The organism is Tenacibaculum sp. E3R01, assembly GCF_003318185.1.
Classification (GTDB): Bacteria; Bacteroidota; Bacteroidia; order Flavobacteriales; family Flavobacteriaceae; genus Polaribacter; species Polaribacter halocynthiae.
The window spans coordinates 186,447-206,650 of record NZ_QOCC01000012.1 but is presented as its reverse complement, the minus strand read 5'-3'; the positions used below and the strand labels follow the sequence as shown (position 1 = coordinate 206,650).

Below are 20,204 nucleotides of genomic sequence, written 5' to 3'. Positions count from 1 at the left end.
CCAAGTGAAACAATCAAAATTAATACTTCCAATAATCGTAATCTCTCAGTTCTGTTGCACATCTCTATGGTTTGCAGGAAATGCCGTAATGAACGATCTTATCATAAGTTTTAACCTTAACAACAGCGCTCTTGGACATTTAACATCAGCTGTACAATTCGGTTTTATTTTTGGAACGCTAATCTTTGCTGTTTTAACTATTGCTGATCGTTTTTCGCCATCAAAAGTCTTTTTAACCTGTGCGCTTCTTGGTTCAATATTCAATTTTGGAGTTATTTGGAATGGAAATAGTTTAATAAGTATACTTTCTCTTCGTTTTATAACTGGTTTTTTTCTAGCTGGCATCTATCCAGTAGGAATGAAAATAGCTGCAGATTATTATGAAAATAAATTAGATAAATCACTTGGTTTCTTAGTTGGTGCTTTAGTTGTTGGCACAGCATTTCCACACTTAGCTAAAGAAATGACAGAAGGATTTGAATGGAAATATGTACTTATATTAACTTCAGTATTTGCCCTATTAGGTGGTTTGTTAATGGTTACGTTAGTTCCAAATGGTCCATTCCGAAAACCTATAACCCAATTAGATTTTTCAGCTTTTTTTAGTGTATTTAGAAATCATAAATTTCGTTCTGCTGCCTTTGGTTATTTTGGACACATGTGGGAATTATATGCCTTTTGGGCATTTGTCCCAATTATTCTAAAAACTTACAATGTTAAACATCTAGAAACAGAATTTAATATTCCCTTATTATCATTCTTAATAATTGCTATAGGAGGATTAGCTTGCGTATTAAGTGGGTACCTTTCTCAAGTATTTGGAACTAAACGAATAGCTTTCATTGCTCTTTTATTGTCTTGTACTTGCTGCCTTATTTCACCTATAATGTTCAATACTGAATCAGAAAGTGTTTTTATTGGTTTTCTTTTTTTCTGGGGATTTTTTGTTATTGCTGATTCTCCTCTTTTTTCTACATTAATTGCAAAAAATACATCTGCAGAGATAAAAGGAACTGCACTTACCATTGTAAATTGTATTGGTTTTTCAATAACAATAATTAGTATCCAACTTCTGAATATTTTGTATACTAAAATAAATCCTTTATATATTTATACAACTTTAGCAATAGGCCCTATAATAGGTTTAATAGTATTAAAAGAAAAAACAGCACCTATTAGAGCCATTTTTATGCAAAAACTTAAATATAAACATTCAAATGAACAATAGAGCTTCTAAAAATTCTAAATGACATACAAAACAGAAATTCTGAAGCTTAGAAAAAAGCATGTGAATACATTGATATAATAGTAAAAAAAGGATTTCTTTCCAAGAGAGTATTTAGGTGATGAATTGTTTTTTCAAATTTTCACTTTATCTGAATCAATTAATAACTTGAAAAAGTTAGAAAAATTTGGCTTTATGGAAGTAATTAAAAAAGAATCCCTCCAAAAATTGGACAAATGGAATCACTAGAATATTTTGATACCTACACTTCCTACAATCTAAAATTATTCCCTTACGAATTAACAAAATGTAAAAAATTAAAAGATAGAAAACTAAATACTAAAGTTTTATTTGATAATTTTAAAAACAGAAAAACATTTTTAAGTGAACTAGCAAAACAAATTTTATTGGACTTATATCTTAAAAGTATATATTTTACAGAAAACAAAAATTTGAAAAATATGTAACTAAATTTAAGACTTAAATACGCAGCGAAATCATAAAAAATATGATTCGGTATGATTAATAGAAAAACTGTTGAATACTAATAAACTCGAATTGAACTTTGTTTCTTTAGTTGTATCAATAACCTTGAAAAAGATTTTAATATATCCTTCTATAAATTTTTAATGCTCCCTATTTCAACTAAATCTAAATTCAAATCGAATTCATTCAGTATATAAAATTAAATACATAGATTTACAATGTATTGTTTTTTTATGTATATTTGTTCTATGCATTCAAAAGAACTACTTAAAGGAACACTCTCCGCTATTATACTGAATTTACTTTCAGAAAATGAAAAGATGTATGGTTATCAAATGTTTCAGCAGGTAAAAGAACTATCTGATGGAAAAATTTTACTAAAAGATGGTTCACTGTACCCCGCTTTACAAAAAATGACTAAAAATGGTCTTCTATCTTATAAAGAAGAATATATAGGTAAAAGGGTTAGAAAATATTACTTTCTAACAACCAAAGGTAAAATGGAAAAAGTTCGATACCTTGAAGAGTTAAAAGACTTTTTGACTACTCTTAATAAACTTGTTTTTCCTGAAATCAAACTTGCATGAAATTAACTACTGATCAAGAAAATAAAATTAAAACTCTTGTTGAAAATCAAGGATTAAAAATCAAAACATTAAGTGATGATATTATAGATCATTTATGCTGTGTTATTGAAAGTCAACTAGGAAAAGATAAATCATTCGAGGACTTGTTAAATAATGCTCTAATGGATTTAGCACCGAATGGTTTAATTGAAATTCAACATAAAACAATTTTTTTACTTAACTCTAAACGAATAATAATTATGAAAAAATTAATGTATTTAATTGGATTTATTGGTTCAATTACACTAACCGCAGGTGTAACTTTAAAATTACTTCAAATGCCTTTTGGAACAGAACTATTTACAATTGGTTTTTTAACCTTACTTTTAATATTTGTTCCTCTAATAGCCTTTGACAGATACAAAGTTACTTTATCTAAGTCGATTTCTGTAAAATTAAAAATAATATTAGGAGGAATAGCCTCAATTATCACAGGACTTTCAGGTCTATTTAAGTTAATGCATTTACAGGGAGCAGACTTATTATTAATTCTTGGAGCATTCATATTTGGGTTTGGTTTTCTACCTTTCTATTTTTTTACAATGTATAAAAAATCAGTCTCTTAAAATTATATTCTAAATAGTTGGTAACACTTTATTATCAACAGTAAATTAATTATTGGTAACAAACCTTAAGTATCGTTAGCTTCTTTTACTTTATATTTTATTTCTTAATTTAGATATTCCATTTCACTACTTAAAAACTAGTTTTAAGGTAGTTGTATTTATAAATACCAAAATAAAAAATGAAAGTAACATTAATTAGCATACCAGTTAGAGATCAAGAAAAAGCTTTAAATTTTTACACAGAAATATTAGGCTTTATAAAAAAGAAAGATCTTCCTTTAGGAGGAGGAAATAGGTGGCTAACTTTAGTTTCAGCAGAATGGCAAGATGGTCCAGAGATATTATTAGAACCAGCTCCTAATCATTTTAAACCCTCAAAGGTTTTTCAAGATGCTTTAATGGATGCTGGATACCCATATACTCAATTTGATGTTAAAAATGTTGATGCTGAGTATGACCGATTAACAAAACTTAATGTAGAGTTTAGTATGAAACCAACTAAAATGGAAACTGTAAAGGTTGCTATTTTTAATGATACTTGCGGAAATAATATACAATTAGTTGAAAAACTCTAAAAACATTTATCTAGAAGAAAAACACACATTTTCATTAAAAAACAAGCAATTTGAATGATTAAAACAATATTTAAAATTACTAAAATGGATTGTCCATCAGAAGAAAATTTAATTCGGATGAAAATGGATGAATTTTCAAGTATAACTCATTTAGATTTTGATATTGCTAATAGAAAATTGACAGTTTTTCATTTTGATCAATTAATTCAAATAGAAAAAGCTATTGTTGAATTAAATCTTGGTGGAAAAAAAATTTCGTCAGAAAAAACAGATCAAACAAATTTTGGAGAAAATAAGAATCAGAAAAAAACACTTTGGTCAGTACTTATAATAAATTTATCTTTTTTTATTATTGAAATTGTTTCAGGACTTATTTCAAGATCTATGGGATTAATTGCAGATAGCATAGATATGCTTGCAGATAGTTTAGTATATGGAATTAGTTTATTTGCTGTAGGCGGAACACTAATAAGAAAAAAGAAGATTGCTAAAATTGCAGGCTATTTTCAAATAACTCTTGCAATTATTGGTTTCATAGAAGTGTTAAGGCGTTTCTTTGAAAATGAAAAACTTCCTTCATTTTCAATAATGATTTTTATATCTATATTAGCTCTTATTGCTAACGGTATTTGTCTTTATATTTTACAAAAATCAAAAAGTAAAGAAGAAGCACATATGAAAGCAAGTATGATTTTTACTTCAAATGATATAATCATTAATTTAGGGGTAATATTTGCCGGTATTTTAGTACACCTGTTTAGTTCTAATAAACCTGACTTAATTATAGGTACTATAGTTTTCGTTTTAGTTATTCAAGGTGCTTTTAGAATATTAAAACTAAGTAAATAAAAGGAAGTAGTTATTAATTCTTCCTTTTATTCATTTTAAACAATTATCTGTAAGCAACAGCTACATTCTCTGCTCTGAAAGATACTACATCTCCCCATATACAAACTCCTGAAAATACTACTGAATTTGTATTTGCAGCTAAAGTAACGGTTCCATCAGATTTCATTTCTGGTGCAGTTAAAGAAACCTGCTTTATTGTATTCTCTGCATCTAAATTATAAGTTTCTGTTTTAACTACCACTCCACTTTTCAAAAGATTAATTGTTACAGATGCAGTTTTTCCCTGAAAATCTGTAGAAAAGTTTAATTGAGTCATTGCTTCTTTTGCTGTTGTTGAATAAATAGTTGATGTTACAATTCCCATAATAATAAGTTTTAAGGTTATTTTATATATTTATTTATTAGAAATACTAATAGTTTTTCTAACAATACTTCAAATATCTATAGAGATACTTAAGTAAATAAATAAAATAGCACGACGCATTTATTTTTTATAATAAAACACCTATTACGTGGAACCAAATTTTAATAGCCTATAAAAATTAGCCTACTAAAACATATAAAGTATTACTTATTCATAACAATAAATATATCATTAATTTTACAAGTGATTAGCCTATTGTTTAATTTACTAAAGATATATATTGCATAAACAAAAGGTATTACAAGAAATATTAAACTAAATTTAAAATAACAAAAGACTTTACTTATGAATTCTAAAAAATATTTATTGCTACTTTTTACAATAATCGGATTACAATATGTTGTAAATGCCCAAGAAAATAAAGAGCTTTTTACAATATACCTGGTTAGACATTCTGAAAAAGATGTATCTCCTGCCAATCGTAAAAATCCTCCACTTACTAAATGCGGGGAACAAAGAGCAAAAAACCTTAATAAATTCCTTGAAAAAGTAAATTTAAATGTTATATATAGTACCAATTATATTCGTACTAAAAACACTGCAAAACCAACTGCTGACGGTAAAAACATGCCTATCAAAATATATAACCCAAGAGAGCTTACTCAATTTTCAAAAACATTAATTGATAAAAAACAAGATGCATTAGTTGTTGGCCATAGTAATACAACTGGTGTATTAGCAGGATTATTGGTTGGAGAAAAAATTAAGCCTTTTGATGAGAGTATTTATAATAGGATTTACCAAGTAGTTATACATAAAAAAACAGGGCGCTTACATATATTAAATACATCTTTTTCTTGCGATAACTAATAATAATATTCTTAAAATATGAATTCAAATTTGGTTGAATATATTAAACGATATATTAGTATTTCTAACACTGAAATAGAATTATTTCAATCGCATTTAAAAGTTAAAAAAGCTAAAAAAAAAGAGTTTTTACTGAACGAAGGACAGGTTTGTAAGTCTAGATATTTTATAACAAAAGGCTGTTTGCGTTTATTTTATATTGATACTAAAGGTAATGAACAAATTATACATTTTGGAATTGATAATTGGTGGATTACAGATTATGAAAGTTTAATAAATAAGGTTCCATCAAAACTATACATACAAGCAATTGAAGATACCGAAATACTGGAATTAACTATAAATGAATTTAATAAACTTTGTAATGTTTTACCAAAAACTGAACGTTTATTTAGAATAATAATGGAGAAAACATACATAGCAATTCAAAAAAGAATCGAATTTATTTATAGTCTTTCTGGTGAAGAAAACTTCAATAAGTTTGTTACAGAAAACCCAAAATTTACACAAAGAGTACCGCAATATATGATTGCTTCTTATTTAGGAATGTCTCCTGAATTTGTTAGCAAAATAAAAGCTAAAAACAAATAATTTCATTTCTTAATCTTGATTAATATTTTTCATTAAAAGCTATTTTACTTTTGTATTAAAATAAATACAAAATGAAAAATATAACCTTATGCTTAGTCTTTCTAACTTTTTTTAGTTGCATCAAACAACAAAAAAATAACAGCATATCAAATAAAACTAACATAATTCAACAACAAGAAAAAATGAAATTAAAACTTATCGATGTAAACCTACCAACCATTGGGATTTTAATATTTGAAGGAGTAATTATTAATGAAGTTATTGCTCCTTTAGATGTCTTTTCAAACTCAAGTATTGAGCAAGAAAAACTTTTTAATGTTATTACAATTGCTCCAGAAAACAAAACATATAAAAGTGCTCATGGTTTGAAAATTAAGCCTGATTATATTCTAAATAATGTACCTCATTTAAAAGTTCTAGTCGTACCAAGCTCTTATACTCCTAAAAAACAAGCTAACAACAAAGAACTTGTTAACTTTATAAAAGAGCAAAATAAATCAACCGACTATATTGCTAGTCATTGCGCTGGAGCCTTTTTAATAGGAGAAACGGGAATTGCTGACAATAAAAAAATTGTAACCTATGTTACAGGAGGTAAAGCGTTAAAAACTGAGTATCCAAATTTAAACGTAGCAGATGACAATAAGGTTTCTGTAGTTCAAGATGGAAAGTTTATTTCTTCAAATGGTAGTTTAGTTAGTTATATTGCTTCATTCGATTTATTAGAAGAATTAACAAATAAAGAACATCGAAAATTTGTTGAATCATCAATTTTATTTGATAGAATCAAAAACCATAATTAAAATTTCACTTTATTTTCTACTGAAACTTCAGAGCCTTCTAACAAAAACACTGAGGTAGGCTTTTGATTTCTTAAAAAAAGAAAATCTTTATTATACGTTTCTAAAAAATTTACATCTATTTTATGATTGATTACTGGGTAAAATTCCCACTTTGGGTGTTTTACCTCGTATTCAGTTGTTTTATTATTGTTTTTTGAATATCCCCAATAATGTTCTGCAATAAATTCGATCTCAGATTTTTTTTCTATTTTTTCTAAATTATTTAAAGCTTCAATCTCAATTGAATTCCATTCATTATTTATTTTCCATTTATATGTAATATTCATTTTGTTCTTCTTTAAATTCCATAAATGTTTCATTTCAAGTGTTTGATAATTTTCATTATAAATAGTATTTGCGACAAAAGTTATAGCAGCCTTAGGAACAATTTCTTTTATAAAAACCACTCCTCTTTTTATCTCTCCTTCTTTTTCTTTTTTCACATAAAACCTAAGATTCACCTCTTCGAAATTAACATGAAAAGGAACCCTAACACCTAATAACCTTGTATTTAAAAACATAAAACCAACTAAACTTACATAACACTTCCCTTCAAAAAAATCCAGATCTGTACCTAAAGGTAAATAAGGCTTTAATACACTTGGATTTACTTCATAATTTATCATTATTAATTTTCGCCACTCAGCTCTTAAGAAACTCATATTATTAGTTTTTATAATTTAATATCCTCCTCCACTTATTAGTCTCTGCAAATTCTTTTATCGTTTTATTTCTTTCTAAAAGAAAATTAGTCATGTATTTTTTAAGAAATAACATATCAACAAACTTTCCAAGAACACCAAATGGTGAAGTATATTCTAATACATCAACCAATGTAGTTACATTCTCTTTAAAAGAGAAATAATGTTCATGCTTAAAACTTTTAAATGCTCCAGAAACCATTATATCTGCAAAAAAATCAGCCTCTTTACATCCAGTTACTTTAGAAGTAAAATTTTGGTAAACTCCTAAATGTCTTGCTCTCCACGTTACCGTTTCATTTAATTCAATTAAACCAGATGTTTTACCTGCAATTGCTTTTTCATTTGTTTTTTTTGTAGAAATTTTATGCAACTCTATACTTCTTGAAAGATCAAATACTATTTTTTTTGCTGCTTTTATTTTTGTGAATAATAATATCGTAGGCATGTTTTAAATTTTAAATTCGTTAAAAGTATTTGTAGAAAACTTAAATCCTAAACTTAATAACTTCTCTGGGTACACTTTTCTACTTTTTAATAATAATTCAGGTTCTGTACCTATAAGCTTAGCACCTAATTTCAATATCCATTTAGGAGAATTAATACCAAAACAAACCTTTAGCTTACTTCGTAATTTATTTTGAAATTCATTATTTCTAATTGGGTTTGGTACGCATATATTATAAATACCTGCTTCTTGTTTAATTAAAAAACTAATAGCTTTTATATAATCTTTTTCAGTTACCCAACTTATAAATTGATTTCCATTTCCTTGTTTACCATCCAATCCAAACTTTGTCATACTCTTCATTAAAGGAAACGCACCTCCTTTATTTCCTAAAACAATAGAGGTTCTTGTTATTATTTTTTTTGTTTTAGGTAGTGTATAACTATTAAAAACTTGTTCCCATTTTTTACATACATCCATAGAAAAATCTATTCCAATATCTCCTTTACTTTCTGTCATTAATTTATTTTCTGAATGCCTATAAATAGTAGCTGAAGAAGACTGAATAAATACTTTTGGCGGATGTTCTAAATTTTGAATTACTTCACACAATATAGCTATACTATCTAACCTACTTTGATAAAGTAGTTCTTTATTTTTATGATTATACCTGCAGTTAACTGACTTACCAGTTAAATTGATTAATACATCAGTATTATTAAGTAATTGTGCCCAATATCCTTTAGAAACTCCGTTCCACTGTAAATAGCTAACATTATCACTATTTACTCTTTGTTTTCTACTTAAAATGTAAATTTGATTTTCTTTTTCTTTTTTAAAATATTCAGTAAGCAACTCTCCCAAATATCCAGTTCCTCCAGCTATTACTATTTTCATGACTCTATATATTTATAATAATTAATAAAACAATTAACCTATAAATTATCCATGTATAGCTTAAATAATTAGGTAGTTTTAATAATTTTACTCTTCTTTTATGCTCAAAAAACATGAGAGAAACAATACCCATAAATGAAATAACAACAATTATTTCTGGTATATTTATTACCTCATTTAAAAGAACTAATTGTAGTATTCCTAAACAACCTATTAAAGAAACTGTCATTAAATTTCCTACATAATTTATAATAGTTTTCGAATCGATTTTTAATAAGAATAACATTTGAAATACTATTTGACTTGCGGTAATTATAAGTTCTCTTTGATAATTAGCAATTGGTAAACTAGGTATAAAACTTGAAAAAGTTAATAATACATACGCAATCATCAATATTGAAAAAACGATATACAAAACCCTATATTTAATATTAAAATCAGGAATACACTCTAATGACTCATTTTCTTTTATTTCAGAAGGAATTATTACTTTTCTGTTATAAGAAATAAAAGAATATAGCTTTTTTAGAAAAAAGTAAATAGGTTTGAATTTTCCTACTCTTTCAATAAATGGAAAAGAATTTCCAATTACTTTTAATAAACTATCAATACCATATATTACTTTATGACTTTTAGTATCAACCAGTGCTATTTCATTGGTTGCCCTTTTAATATCTACATATATTTTTTCATCATTCGTAATTTTTTTAAATGGCTTCCTACCATTTCCATCTAACATTCTCGATTTTATAAAACCAGATGTATAAACATTACATAATGGACAATCATCATCATATAATAGTGTGTAGTTTTCTAGTGTTTTCATAGGTTATTTATTTTTTGTTCTTAATGATTCTAAAAAGTATGAAAAGTATAAAGCAATTATCATTGGTAAAATAATATAGAGTATCACTCCTAAATAACCTCCTAAATTAACATCCATATCTATAATCCAAACCATTCCATACAATAGAACGACTAACCAATATATCATTAACTTATTCTTACTTTTTTTAGAAAAGTTTTTAATAAAAAAAAGTAATACAAAAGCTATTAGTAACTGATAAGCTCCTAGAATTACCTGTACAAGTAATCCCAAGTAAATAGTAAGGTACATTACTATAGTAGTTACAATTAATACTCTATTTAGTTTTTTTAAAATATTTATATATTTCATATTTTCAGAAATTTTTGAAAGTTTATTTGTAAATTTTTTTATTTCTTTATCATTTTAGTAAAACTTGATAATAACCAATGTTCATCTGCTTTAATAGCTTTATCTAAAATTCCATTTACAGTATTTGTTACAGATGATAAATCTCCCATTAATTTTTTAAACTGTGTCGCCTCATCTGACTCCTCTTCTATATCATTCTTTAATTCATCTAAAACTTTAAGTACAGGCTCTACCTCTCTTCTTTTACGTTCTTTTGTAACTTGTTTAAATAATTCCCAAATATCTTTATCAGCCACAAAAAATTCTTTCCGCTCTCCTACTACAAATTCTTTACGAACAATCCCCCAATCAATTAATGCACGCACATTCATATTTACATTACCTCTTGAAATTTTAAGCATATCCATAATATCATCAGCTGATAGTGGCTCTGAAGAAACTAACAACAAAGCATGAACTTGTGCCATAGTTTTATTTATGCCCCAACTAGTTGCTAAACTTCCCCAAGTTTGAATGTATTTTATTTTAGCTTCTTGTAATTTCATGCAACAAATATATAACAATTTTTAGAACTTTCAATAATTATTGAAAATAAAATATATCTCTATGGTAAAACAACTTTTTATTACAAGAAACATGTACTCTAAATATTTTTCGTATTATTTTGTAATATTTTTAATTCTCAATTTACTAATTAAGAAAATACAATTTTGAGTAACGATTTTTATATAACATCTATTCTACCGCATGCAGGAATAATTATAAAAATTTGCAGAGCATATACAGACTCTCAAGAAGATTTTGAAGATTATTATCAGGAAGCTTGTTTACAAATATGGAAGAGTAAAAATGCATTTCAAGAAAAATCAAAATGGTCTACTTGGATTTACCGAATAACATTAAATGTTTGTTTAACTTTAGTAAAGAAAAACAAAAAAAAAGAATATGATTTAAAATATCATGTAGATAAATCAGAAGAAAATAAAGCTTTTGAAAATGAAAATTTAAATTTATTATATGATGCAATTAAAAAACTTTCTGAACTTGATAGAGCTATCATCTTATTGCATTTAGAAGAAAACCCTTACAAAGAAATTGCCGAAATTATTGGAACTAGCGCTAACAATATTGCGGTACGTATAAACAGAATTAAAAAACAATTAAAAGATTTATTAGATGGAAAAATCAATTGAAAAAATATGGAATGATGCTTTTATAAATGAGCAATCATTAATAGCGCCTAAAATAAATGACTTATATAATCAAAAGTCAAAAACAGTTATAAATAAAATTAAGAGAACTTATGAAATTGACAACAAAGGTTTAATACCTATGGCAATTGTATTGGCTATAGTTATGTCATTTCTTTCTGAGGCGATTATTGGAATATATTCTTCATTATTAATAGTAGCTTTGTACCTATTTAATAAAAAACTATTAAATCAATTTAATACTATTGATGTAAAATCAGATAATCTAACTTATTTGAAAAATTATAGAAAAATTATTTCTTCTATAACTTCATCTACTAAAAAACTTTTTGTTTTTGCCATTCCAATGGCCGTTTTATCAATATTTTTAATTGCTTTTAGTATTAAAGAGAAAAGTTTTCTTTCAAAATTTATTAGTTCAGATACAACTTTTATTGAGTTCTTTGGTATTGGTTTACTAATCGCTATTTGTGTTTCTATTATAGGTATAATAGTTTTTACACTATCTACTAAAATTTTGTATTCAAGTCTTATCTCAAGACTAGATATAATAATTAAAGAAATGGAAGAATTAAAAGAGTAAAATTATATCCAACAAAAAGGTATTAGAAACTAATTGCTTACTAATACCTTTTATATATTTAAACTTGTTTTATAGAACTCTATTTACTTGACAGTTATAACAACCCGGATTGGCATTATGAACTTGTATATAACTAACTAAGGTATTGTTAAAGGTTTTCTTTATTTCTCTTTCCATCTCTCTCCCTTCAAGTATTTTAGCATCTATCATCATTCCGTTCTTATCATAAACCCTTACAGATTGTAATCGCTCAAAAAGTATTTGAGGTACTTCATTAATCTTTAAATTAACTTTTTTTGAATTCTTTCTAATAAAAATAGGACCACTTGCCTTATAGGGTGAATTCACATTGTGGTATTTAAAAGATAATAATAAAACTTCTTCTCCTATTTCTGCATCTTTAAGAGTAACTCTACATGGAAAACCTGGCTTTTCATCAACAACTATTTTAACTATACCTTTTAGAAATAGTTCTTCTTTACTTAAGTTAAATAATTCATTAAAATTATTTTCAATTGCTTCTATTTTAAAATTGTTATTCATACTCTCAATTGTTATTACTCTAAATCGTTTAATTTAATTGATTCATAAGTATTAATTGCTATTTTTCTTTCAGTTCCCCATCTATAATTACCCATATTACCATCACTTTTAATAACCCTATGACAGGGTATTAAATAAGCTATTGGGTTTTTACCAATTGCGGTACCAACAGCTCTAACAGCTTTAGGCTTATTAATCATTGCTGCAATGTTTTGATAAGCAAGTAAGTTAGATGAAGGTATTTGTAATAGTGCTTTCCATACTTGAATTTGAAATGGTGATCCTATTAAATCTAAACTAATTGGTGTATTAGGTATTTCCCATTGTTTAAAATATGATTGTAAAGACAATGCATTATTAAGTGTTTTATTTATAAAAATAGCTTCTGAATATTCTTTTTTAAATTTATCTATACTTAAAAGATCAAATGAAAAACTACAAATACCAATTTCTGTTTCAGCTACTGTAGCCATTCCAAAAGGTGTTTCAATCTCTCCATAATATATTTTCAAATCCTTACCTCTTTTTTTAAAATCTCCAGGAGTACACGCTTCAATTTTAACAAATAAATCATGTAATCTACTATTTCCTGATAACCCAACACTATAAGAAGTTTCTAATGTACTCTGCCCTTTTCTTAAAGAACTTTTAGCTTTCTCAATTGTTAAATACTGAAGATAATCTTTAGGACTAATTCCAACCCACTTTTTAAAAACTCGCTGAAAATGGTACTTGCTCAAATTAACATGATTTGCAATTTCTTCTAGCGACGGCTGTTCGCTTCTAAATTTTTTAATAAAATAAATAGCCTTCGTAATTACATCAAAATGGTACTTGTTTTCCATACTACAAAGTTTAGTTTATTCTCTTCTTATTTCAATCCGATTATTGCTTGTTTAAGTATAAATCTTTAATTATTTTAATATGATGTAAATCGTGCCCTAGAATATGATATCCTAAAGCCCTTGCGCTCGCTTGGTTTCCATTTGCTACTCCTATACGTTTCAATGCTTTATCTGACAAACCTTTAAATAATGCTATTGTTGATAATCTTAATGCCTCATATTCTTCTAGAATACTTTCAATTGTTCTTTCTGAAGTATCTGAATTAAAATTATAATCTTCTTGTTCAAAACCAGGAAGGTTAGTTTTATCATTTCTAGCAAAAGAAAGAGCCCTATACCCATATATTCTTTCATCGTCAATTATATGGACCAAAACTTCTTTTACTGACCACTTATTTTCTGCATATTTAAAATCTAGTTTTTCGTTTGATAAATTATTAATTAGCTTTTTTGTTTGATGTAAACTTAATTTTAATTGTTCAATAAGACTTCCATCTTTTTTTACTAATTTCATATACATTTCAGCATAAGCTGGGTATTCATTAGGTAATGGAAACTCTATTTTTTTTATCATTTATTTAATTTTTAATACTTATACTTCACTTAATCTTGTTTAATTTTTAATCAAATTAAATATTATTAACTATATATAATTTGAATAAATTTACACTAAATATAAATGGAATATGAAAGATAAAGAAAGTAGTTATAAAACGATTATTACACAAACGGATAACATATCATTGATAAAGTGTGGAGAAACAAAAGTTTTGCGTATATCTCATTTTTTATCAAAAAAAAATAATGAGGTTCTTTATAATTCAATATGTAAAGAAGAAAAAAACTTTAAAAGCTATGAATTCCCAGGATCGGATACTAAAACATCAACATTTTTAGAACTAGGTTCAAAAAGCAATAATAATTTAATTGGTGCCTTAACTCAAAAAGCTTATAATACTCTTAATAAACAAATTATTAAACAACTTCCTTCTATATTTAACACACTTGACATCAATCCTTTTCCTGTTACAAAAATTCCTTTAACCTTTGTTAATTGTTCAGATGGTCATTATGGAGCCCCACACGCTGATTCAACAAATGGACAATACCAAATTTCAATTCTTTATTATTTCAATAGTATTCCTAAAGTATTTAAAGGTGGAGATCTTCAGGTATTCAAAACAGATACTAGCTCTCCAGAAAGATATAATAATCCCCCTCTTTTCACTATTGACTTTGAAAATAATTCACTAATCATATTTGCATCAGAAACTTTCCATGGAATAACTAAAGTTAAATCAGACTCAGATGATTTTTCCGATGGTCGATTTATTGCAGTTGGATTTCTGAGTTCTCCTATTGGAAACAACATTAAATAATTAATTTAATATTATCTTTTTTTCTGCAAAATAGTTAACGCCACTCTAATTTGTTCATAAGGTACTTTTTCCTCTAAAAACTCAAAGTAAGGTTTTAAAGTCATTTCATTTTTTAATACCTTTTTGGCATTTGCAACCAACTTTATTACTTCAGGCGTAGTAAATTCATCTAAACTAACATCCTTTCCTTCTAAATATAACTTAGATAAATGTGAAAATATAGTAGCTGGCTTTAACTTTCGACTTTCCGCTATTTCTTCAATGGTAAAATCTTCCTTGTATAACTTATATGTCTCAAGAGTAGTATCCTTTTTAGTTTTCTTTTTTTCCTTTAAAAAATTTTTAATCTCTTCTATAAATTCACCTCCATATACTTCTAATTTTCGTTGCCCTACTCCACTTATAGTTAAAAACTCTTCATCTGTTCTAGGCCTTTCTCTTTCAATCTCTTTTAAAGTAGCATCATTAAAAACTAAATATGCAGCGATATTTTCTTCTTCTGATATACGATAACGTAATTTTCTTAACCTTTCAAACAAAGTGTCTTTTATTGCTCTTTTTCTTGTTTTAGTAATTGTTGTTTTTTCTTCTTTTTTAATTTCTACTGGAGTAGTTAATTGTACTTTTTCTCCATTAAAAAGAACTTTTTTAGAAAAATCGGTTAATTGTAACGTATTGTTTAAATGAAATGCTATTTGACTATAACCTTGATTTACTAATTGAATTAAATAATGTTGCCAATCTTTCCAAGAAATATCATTTCCTACACCGTAAGTTTTTAAATACTGGTAATTTTTATCTAATACAGTAGCATTTTTTGCACCTCTTAGTACATCTATCACTGTACCCATTGCTTCTTTTTCACCTAATCTATAAATAGCCGATAGAGCTTTTTGTGCAATTACAGTACCGTCAAAAAACTGAGGTGGATTTTTGCAAACATCACAGTTTCCACAATTATTTTCAATTAATTCTCCAAAATAACTAAGCAATATTTTTCTCCTACATACAGTAGCTTCTGCAAACTGTTTCATTCTATCTAATTTTGCTTCTTGTACTTCTTTATTCCCAGTATTTTCTATAAATTGTCGTAGCTGAATTACATCTGCATAACTATGAAATAATAATGCTTTTGCAGGTAAGCCATCTCTCCCAGAGCGTCCTATTTCTTGATAATATCCTTCTATATTTTTAGGCATATTATAATGTATAACCCAACGTACGTTTGATTTATCTATTCCCATTCCAAAAGCTATTGTTGCACAAATAACTTCACAATTATCTTTTATAAAAGCTTCTTGTGTTTTTGCTCTTTCTTCAAATGGTAATCCTGCATGATATGCTTTCGCATCAATATTATTTTGTTTTAATTTACTAGCTAATTGTTCAGTAGCTTTTCTACTCAAACAATAAATAATACCCGCCTCGTTAGGCTTTTTATTTATAAATTTAATGATTTGTTGTACCCTATCATTTGCTGGTCTTACTTCTAAACTAATATTCTCTCTATTAAAAGAACTTATATATTTAGTAGCATGAGAAATTGCTAGTTGTTTTAAAATATCTTCTTGAGTTGCTTTATCTGCTGTAGCAGTTAAAGCTACAATTGGAACATCTGGTAACGATTTTTTAAAAAAAGATAATTGTTTATAAGAAGGTCTAAAATCGTGTCCCCAAGCTGAAATACAATGAGCTTCATCAATAGCAATACAACTTACATAGCTTTTATTTAAAATATTTTGTAATAAACCTAAACTCTCTGGAGCAACATATAACAATTTAATTTTCTTAGTAACTACCTCATCAAATACTTTTTCCTGTTCTTCTGTAGATTGGCTACTATTATAATATGATGCTGCAATTCCATTTGCTTTTAAACTATCTACTTGATCTTTCATTAAAGCTATTAATGGAGAAATAACAATAGTAATTCCTTCAAAAAATAAAGCAGGTAATTGAAAACAAATAGATTTTCCCCCTCCAGTAGGCATGATAACCAGAGTATCATTTTTAGCTAAAATATTTTCAATAATTTCTTGCTGTTGTAATCGAAAACTATCATATCCAAAATTAGATTTTAGTTTTTCTAACAATACTTGTTCTGCTATCTCGTGCTCCATAATCGCAAAAATAAGTATAAAAAAAAACGAAGATGCAATATCTTCGTTTTAAAGTGTAGTAGGTTTTGAAATATTTTTTAAATATCATTTAATAATACTTCTACAGCTTTTTTAAGCTGCTCATCTTCTCCACGACTTTTCCATCCTGGAAAATTTTTAATTAAAAAGTCTGGTGTAGCTGGAGCTTCATTCTCCATATTTTTACCTGAATCTTTAACATACCATGCTCTAAAAGGCATTCTTATAAATCCGTTTTGTAATCCTCTACCTCCTGTAGATATTACGGCACCAAATGTTGGTTGTCCAACTAACTTACCTAATCCTAAGTTTTTAAATGCATGTGAAAATATTTCTGCATTCGAATAACTATTCTCATTACATAAAGCAACTACTGGTTTTGTATTTACAGATAAAATTGCTCTTTCATTAAATGGGTAATTCTTTGTGAATTTTGTGTGATTTTTTAAACTTTTTGTAGCTCCTCTTGGAACAGTGTATGCATGTTGTTTTACATTCAATACAGCCATTAAGCGATCAGTAGTCCAACCACCTCCATTATATCTAACATCAATTACAATTCCTTTTTTACCATACCCACTAGCTTTTAACTCACGTTCAAATCGTTCAAAACTAGTCATATTCATTCCTTGAATATGAATATATCCTAACTTACCGTTTGAATACTTTTCTACTAATTTTTTACGTGAATTAACCCATTCTTCATACTGTAAATTTCTTAATGATCGTTGCGGTCTAAGTATAAGATCTTTTGAATTTGCTAATGTTAATAATATTTCGTTGTTTCTTGTATTTTTCATTAAACTATAAAAATTAGTTGTTTTACTAATTTTCTGTCCATTAACAGCAGTAATAACATCGCCTACTTTTAATGTACTCTTAGTTTTATTTGCTACAGAATTTGGTAAAATATAATTTACGCGTACTCCTTTATTTGTGTTAGAAACATCTAAGCCTAACAAGCCTACATTATCACTTTTTATTTTTTCAGGATTTCCTGAACGGTATCCCATATGACTAGCATTCAATTGTCCTAATAGTAAATTATACATGTATGAAAAATCTTGCTGAGTAGTAGCTGATAAAACCCATGGCTTGTATTTTTTTACTAAAGAACTCCAATTATATCCATGAAATTCAGGATCATAAAAACCTGCAGTCAATGCACGGATTCCTTCATTAAAAACCTGCTCATTTTCTTTTTTAAAATTGGTAGTATAAGTAGCTGTATGTGGTAGAGATTTAATTTTATCAGATTTAGCGTTTAATTGTTTTAAACGACCAGATGCTGTAAAATAAATTTTCCCTTTAACTTCAGTAAAGTCACCCGCTCTTGCTGATCCTCTAATTGATTTAGGTTTACTACCGTCCCATTTTACTTTATATAAATTCCTTTTTTGAGTTCCAGGGTTAGTTGCCGAGAAATAAATAAATTTACTATCTGGGCTAAATACTACACTGTATTCATCATCAGATAACCAAGTTACTTGTACTAAACGATTATATATTTTGTTTTCATCTATTTTTACATTTACCTCCTTCTTTTTTGACTTTTTACTTTTCTTCCCTTTCTTTTTTGGAGTTTTCTTAGCTTTTTCTTTTTTATAATAGTCACCCTCTTCGTGATCTATTCTTGTTTTTTCCCAATCTTCTTTCTGTAACCAAACCATCCAAACGTCATAATTAATTCCACTTCTATTTGATAAAAAAGCTAATTTCTTTCCATCTGCACTCCACTTTGGACTCCTATCACTTCTTGGATGCATACTCACATTCATTTTTTTAGTTTTATCTTCAATTGATTGAATGTAAATTTCACTATCAAAATTTAAGTCTTCTTGTGAATATGCGATGTATTTACTATCAGGGCTCCACGATAAATCTTCAGCAGCTGACCAAATATCAGAATATACTTGTGAGTTTTTTATTGTTCCTTTTTTAATATCTCCAATCATTAAAGTTCCTCTTCCAACTTGATATGCTATTTTTTTTCTATTTGGAGATACTATAATATTTTCAATATCAGTTTTACTATTTGTTAACTTAGATATTTTAATTTTCAAACTTCTATTTAATCCAACTAAGGTATCAGACGAAGTGGCACTATAAATTTCAAAATGTCCATCTCTATCAGAAATAAATAATACTGTTTTGTTATCTATCCATTGTGGTTGTTTGTCTCTAAACGAATGTTTACTTATATTGTTAGATCTTTTTTTATCTTTATTATTTTCCTTAACAAATATTTCACCGTTTATTTCTAATGCTACTTGTTTTGCATCAGGCGAAATTGCATAATTTCGAATATTACTACTTACTCTTTTTGTTTCTTCGGAGTAAAAACGATTATCTGAAGGTAATGATAATGCTAACTTCTTTCTATTACCATTTTCTATTTTATATGTGTCTACTCCTGAAACATATATAATACTTCCATTATTACTCACAGAAAAAGAACGAACTCCATTATTTTTTTGCTTAGTAATTGCTAATGCTACTCCTTCTTTTTTTCCTTCTGAAGAAATACGTTGTTTATATATATTATAACGACCACTTTTTGCGCCTATAAAGTACAAATTACCGGCAGCATCCCATACAGGGGAATGATCATTTTTATTACTTGTTGTTATTTGATGATATTTTTTAGTTTGGGTATTATAAATCCAAATATCTCTTTGAGCAGATCCTGAATAATCTTCTCTTGCTATTCTACATGCTCCTTTTACATAAGCTATCAATTTTCCATTTGGAGAAACTGAAGCCATGCTTCCATAAGCTGTTAATAATCGTTGCGGAGTTTCTCCTTTTTCATTTACTGAATATATTTGAGCATCCCATTCCGGTCCTGCAAATACTCTTTTAGTAGTAAATACAATATTTCCTTTTGTATTCCAACTTGTTGGCGTATTGGTTGTTGGGTAATATGTTAATTGCTTAGGTACTCCACCTGTTACTGGAATAGTAAAAACATTAGTATTACCAGCTCTGTTAGACGAAAAAGCTAACTCCTTTCCATTAGATTTCCACACTGGATTTCCTTCATACCCCTGATGTACAGTTAATCTATTAGCTTGTTTTGTAGAAAAATTATATACCCAGATATCTCCATAATAACTGAAAGCCATTTGAGAAGCATCTGGGCTAATTTTTGGTTGACGTATTAGCGTTGTTTGCGCCGCAATAATGCCCGTAAGCATTAAAGTAACTATTAATATTATTTTTTTAGTAAGCATAAGTTATAAATTATGCTACTAAATTACCTTATTAACCAATAATTTAATAATATTT

The 20,204-nt window shown here is 27.2% G+C and carries 23 protein-coding genes; 11 read left to right on the top strand and 12 right to left on the bottom strand.

All coding sequences use genetic code 11. The annotated features are described in order from the left end of the window. Positions 1–4: 4 nt before the first annotated feature. The 5 genes from DS884_RS02450 (at position 5) to DS884_RS02425 (ending at position 4,327) form a co-directional block, all read left to right on the top strand. Positions 5–1,228, top strand: a complete 1,224-nt coding sequence (locus tag DS884_RS02450; RefSeq protein ID WP_093870578.1) for an MFS transporter — start codon at positions 5–7, stop codon at positions 1,226–1,228. A gap of 731 nt (positions 1,229–1,959) precedes the next feature. Further along, complete coding sequence (locus tag DS884_RS02440; protein WP_176974388.1) at positions 1,960–2,298, top strand: PadR family transcriptional regulator; 339 nt, start codon at positions 1,960–1,962, stop codon at positions 2,296–2,298. Then, positions 2,295–2,903, top strand: a complete 609-nt coding sequence (locus tag DS884_RS02435; protein WP_113785647.1) for a hypothetical protein — start codon at positions 2,295–2,297, stop codon at positions 2,901–2,903. Before DS884_RS02440 ends, DS884_RS02435 begins: the two co-directional genes overlap by 4 nt. Positions 2,904–3,082: 179 nt before the next feature. Then, positions 3,083–3,478 carry a VOC family protein gene (locus DS884_RS02430; RefSeq protein WP_093870574.1) on the top strand — a complete coding sequence of 132 codons (396 nt, stop codon included), beginning with the start codon at positions 3,083–3,085 and terminating at the stop codon, positions 3,476–3,478. Positions 3,479–3,532: 54 nt separating this feature from the next. Further along, the gene (locus tag DS884_RS02425) at positions 3,533–4,327 is read left to right on the top strand and encodes a cation transporter (RefSeq protein ID WP_113785646.1); all 795 of its coding nucleotides are present in this window, start codon (positions 3,533–3,535) and stop codon (positions 4,325–4,327) included. A gap of 43 nt (positions 4,328–4,370) precedes the next feature. Here DS884_RS02425 and DS884_RS02420 read toward each other — a convergent pair whose 3' ends face one another. Further along, positions 4,371–4,691: a hypothetical protein gene (locus tag DS884_RS02420; protein WP_113785645.1), complete on the bottom strand. Its 321-nt coding sequence runs from the start codon at positions 4,689–4,691 to the stop codon at positions 4,371–4,373. 345 nt (positions 4,692–5,036) lie between these two features. Here DS884_RS02420 and DS884_RS02415 point away from each other — a divergent pair, with 345 nt between their 5' ends. From DS884_RS02415 to DS884_RS02405, 3 genes are all read left to right on the top strand, one after another. Further along, positions 5,037–5,561 carry a phosphoglycerate mutase family protein gene (locus DS884_RS02415; protein ID WP_113785644.1) on the top strand — a complete coding sequence of 175 codons (525 nt, stop codon included), beginning with the start codon at positions 5,037–5,039 and terminating at the stop codon, positions 5,559–5,561. Positions 5,562–5,579: 18 nt separating this feature from the next. Beyond that, positions 5,580–6,152: a Crp/Fnr family transcriptional regulator gene (locus tag DS884_RS02410; protein WP_113785643.1), complete on the top strand. Its 573-nt coding sequence runs from the start codon at positions 5,580–5,582 to the stop codon at positions 6,150–6,152. A 182-nt stretch (positions 6,153–6,334) separates the two neighbouring features. Continuing rightward, a complete protein-coding gene (locus tag DS884_RS02405) occupies positions 6,335–6,955 on the top strand; it encodes a DJ-1/PfpI family protein (protein ID WP_199488178.1) in 621 nt (206 codons plus the stop codon). Here the strand turns inward: DS884_RS02405 and DS884_RS02400 are convergent. The 6 genes from DS884_RS02400 to DS884_RS02375 are packed head-to-tail and all read right to left on the bottom strand — an operon-like array spanning position 6,952 to position 10,762. Then, positions 6,952–7,656, bottom strand: a complete 705-nt coding sequence (locus DS884_RS02400; RefSeq protein WP_113785641.1) for a YqjF family protein — start codon at positions 7,654–7,656, stop codon at positions 6,952–6,954. The genes DS884_RS02405 and DS884_RS02400 overlap by 4 nt on opposite strands. A gap of 4 nt (positions 7,657–7,660) precedes the next feature. After that, positions 7,661–8,143, bottom strand: a complete 483-nt coding sequence (locus DS884_RS02395) for an SRPBCC family protein (RefSeq protein WP_093870567.1) — start codon at positions 8,141–8,143, stop codon at positions 7,661–7,663. 3 nt (positions 8,144–8,146) lie between these two features. Then, the gene (locus tag DS884_RS02390; protein ID WP_113785640.1) at positions 8,147–9,040 is read right to left on the bottom strand and encodes a TIGR01777 family oxidoreductase; all 894 of its coding nucleotides are present in this window, start codon (positions 9,038–9,040) and stop codon (positions 8,147–8,149) included. Positions 9,041–9,044: 4 nt separating this feature from the next. Beyond that, on the bottom strand, positions 9,045–9,866 hold the full coding sequence (locus DS884_RS02385) for a hypothetical protein (protein ID WP_113785639.1): 822 nt from the start codon (positions 9,864–9,866) through the stop codon (positions 9,045–9,047). Between the two features lie 3 nt (positions 9,867–9,869). Then, a complete protein-coding gene (locus DS884_RS02380) occupies positions 9,870–10,217 on the bottom strand; it encodes a hypothetical protein (RefSeq protein ID WP_113785638.1) in 348 nt (115 codons plus the stop codon). A 38-nt stretch (positions 10,218–10,255) separates the two neighbouring features. Beyond that, on the bottom strand, positions 10,256–10,762 hold the full coding sequence (locus DS884_RS02375) for a GbsR/MarR family transcriptional regulator (protein WP_113785637.1): 507 nt from the start codon (positions 10,760–10,762) through the stop codon (positions 10,256–10,258). 165 nt (positions 10,763–10,927) lie between these two features. On the opposite strand from DS884_RS02375, the gene DS884_RS02370 reads away from it, so the two are divergent. Next, complete coding sequence (locus DS884_RS02370) at positions 10,928–11,410, top strand: RNA polymerase sigma factor (RefSeq protein ID WP_093870562.1); 483 nt, start codon at positions 10,928–10,930, stop codon at positions 11,408–11,410. After that, the gene (locus DS884_RS02365) at positions 11,394–12,011 is read left to right on the top strand and encodes a hypothetical protein (RefSeq protein ID WP_093870561.1); all 618 of its coding nucleotides are present in this window, start codon (positions 11,394–11,396) and stop codon (positions 12,009–12,011) included. The genes DS884_RS02370 and DS884_RS02365 overlap by 17 nt, the downstream gene beginning before the upstream one ends. Positions 12,012–12,080: 69 nt before the next feature. Here the strand turns inward: DS884_RS02365 and DS884_RS02360 are convergent, their stop codons facing one another. The 3 genes from DS884_RS02360 to DS884_RS02350 are packed head-to-tail and all read right to left on the bottom strand — an operon-like array spanning position 12,081 to position 13,973. Next, on the bottom strand, positions 12,081–12,554 hold the full coding sequence (locus tag DS884_RS02360) for a DUF1203 domain-containing protein (protein WP_113785636.1): 474 nt from the start codon (positions 12,552–12,554) through the stop codon (positions 12,081–12,083). A gap of 14 nt (positions 12,555–12,568) precedes the next feature. Further along, the gene (locus DS884_RS02355) at positions 12,569–13,399 is read right to left on the bottom strand and encodes a bifunctional helix-turn-helix domain-containing protein/methylated-DNA--[protein]-cysteine S-methyltransferase (protein ID WP_113785635.1); all 831 of its coding nucleotides are present in this window, start codon (positions 13,397–13,399) and stop codon (positions 12,569–12,571) included. Between the two features lie 40 nt (positions 13,400–13,439). Beyond that, the gene (locus tag DS884_RS02350; protein ID WP_113785634.1) at positions 13,440–13,973 is read right to left on the bottom strand and encodes a DinB family protein; all 534 of its coding nucleotides are present in this window, start codon (positions 13,971–13,973) and stop codon (positions 13,440–13,442) included. A 112-nt stretch (positions 13,974–14,085) separates the two neighbouring features. Between DS884_RS02350 and DS884_RS02345 the strand changes: the two genes are divergently transcribed. Then, a complete protein-coding gene (locus tag DS884_RS02345; RefSeq protein WP_113785633.1) occupies positions 14,086–14,778 on the top strand; it encodes a 2OG-Fe(II) oxygenase in 693 nt (230 codons plus the stop codon). Between the two features lie 11 nt (positions 14,779–14,789). Here the strand turns inward: DS884_RS02345 and recQ are convergent, their stop codons facing one another. Next, complete coding sequence (recQ, locus tag DS884_RS02340) at positions 14,790–16,898, bottom strand: DNA helicase RecQ (RefSeq protein ID WP_113785632.1); 2,109 nt, start codon at positions 16,896–16,898, stop codon at positions 14,790–14,792. Between the two features lie 77 nt (positions 16,899–16,975). Further along, complete coding sequence (locus tag DS884_RS02335; protein WP_113785631.1) at positions 16,976–20,149, bottom strand: S41 family peptidase; 3,174 nt, start codon at positions 20,147–20,149, stop codon at positions 16,976–16,978. Positions 20,150–20,204 lie beyond the last annotated feature (55 nt).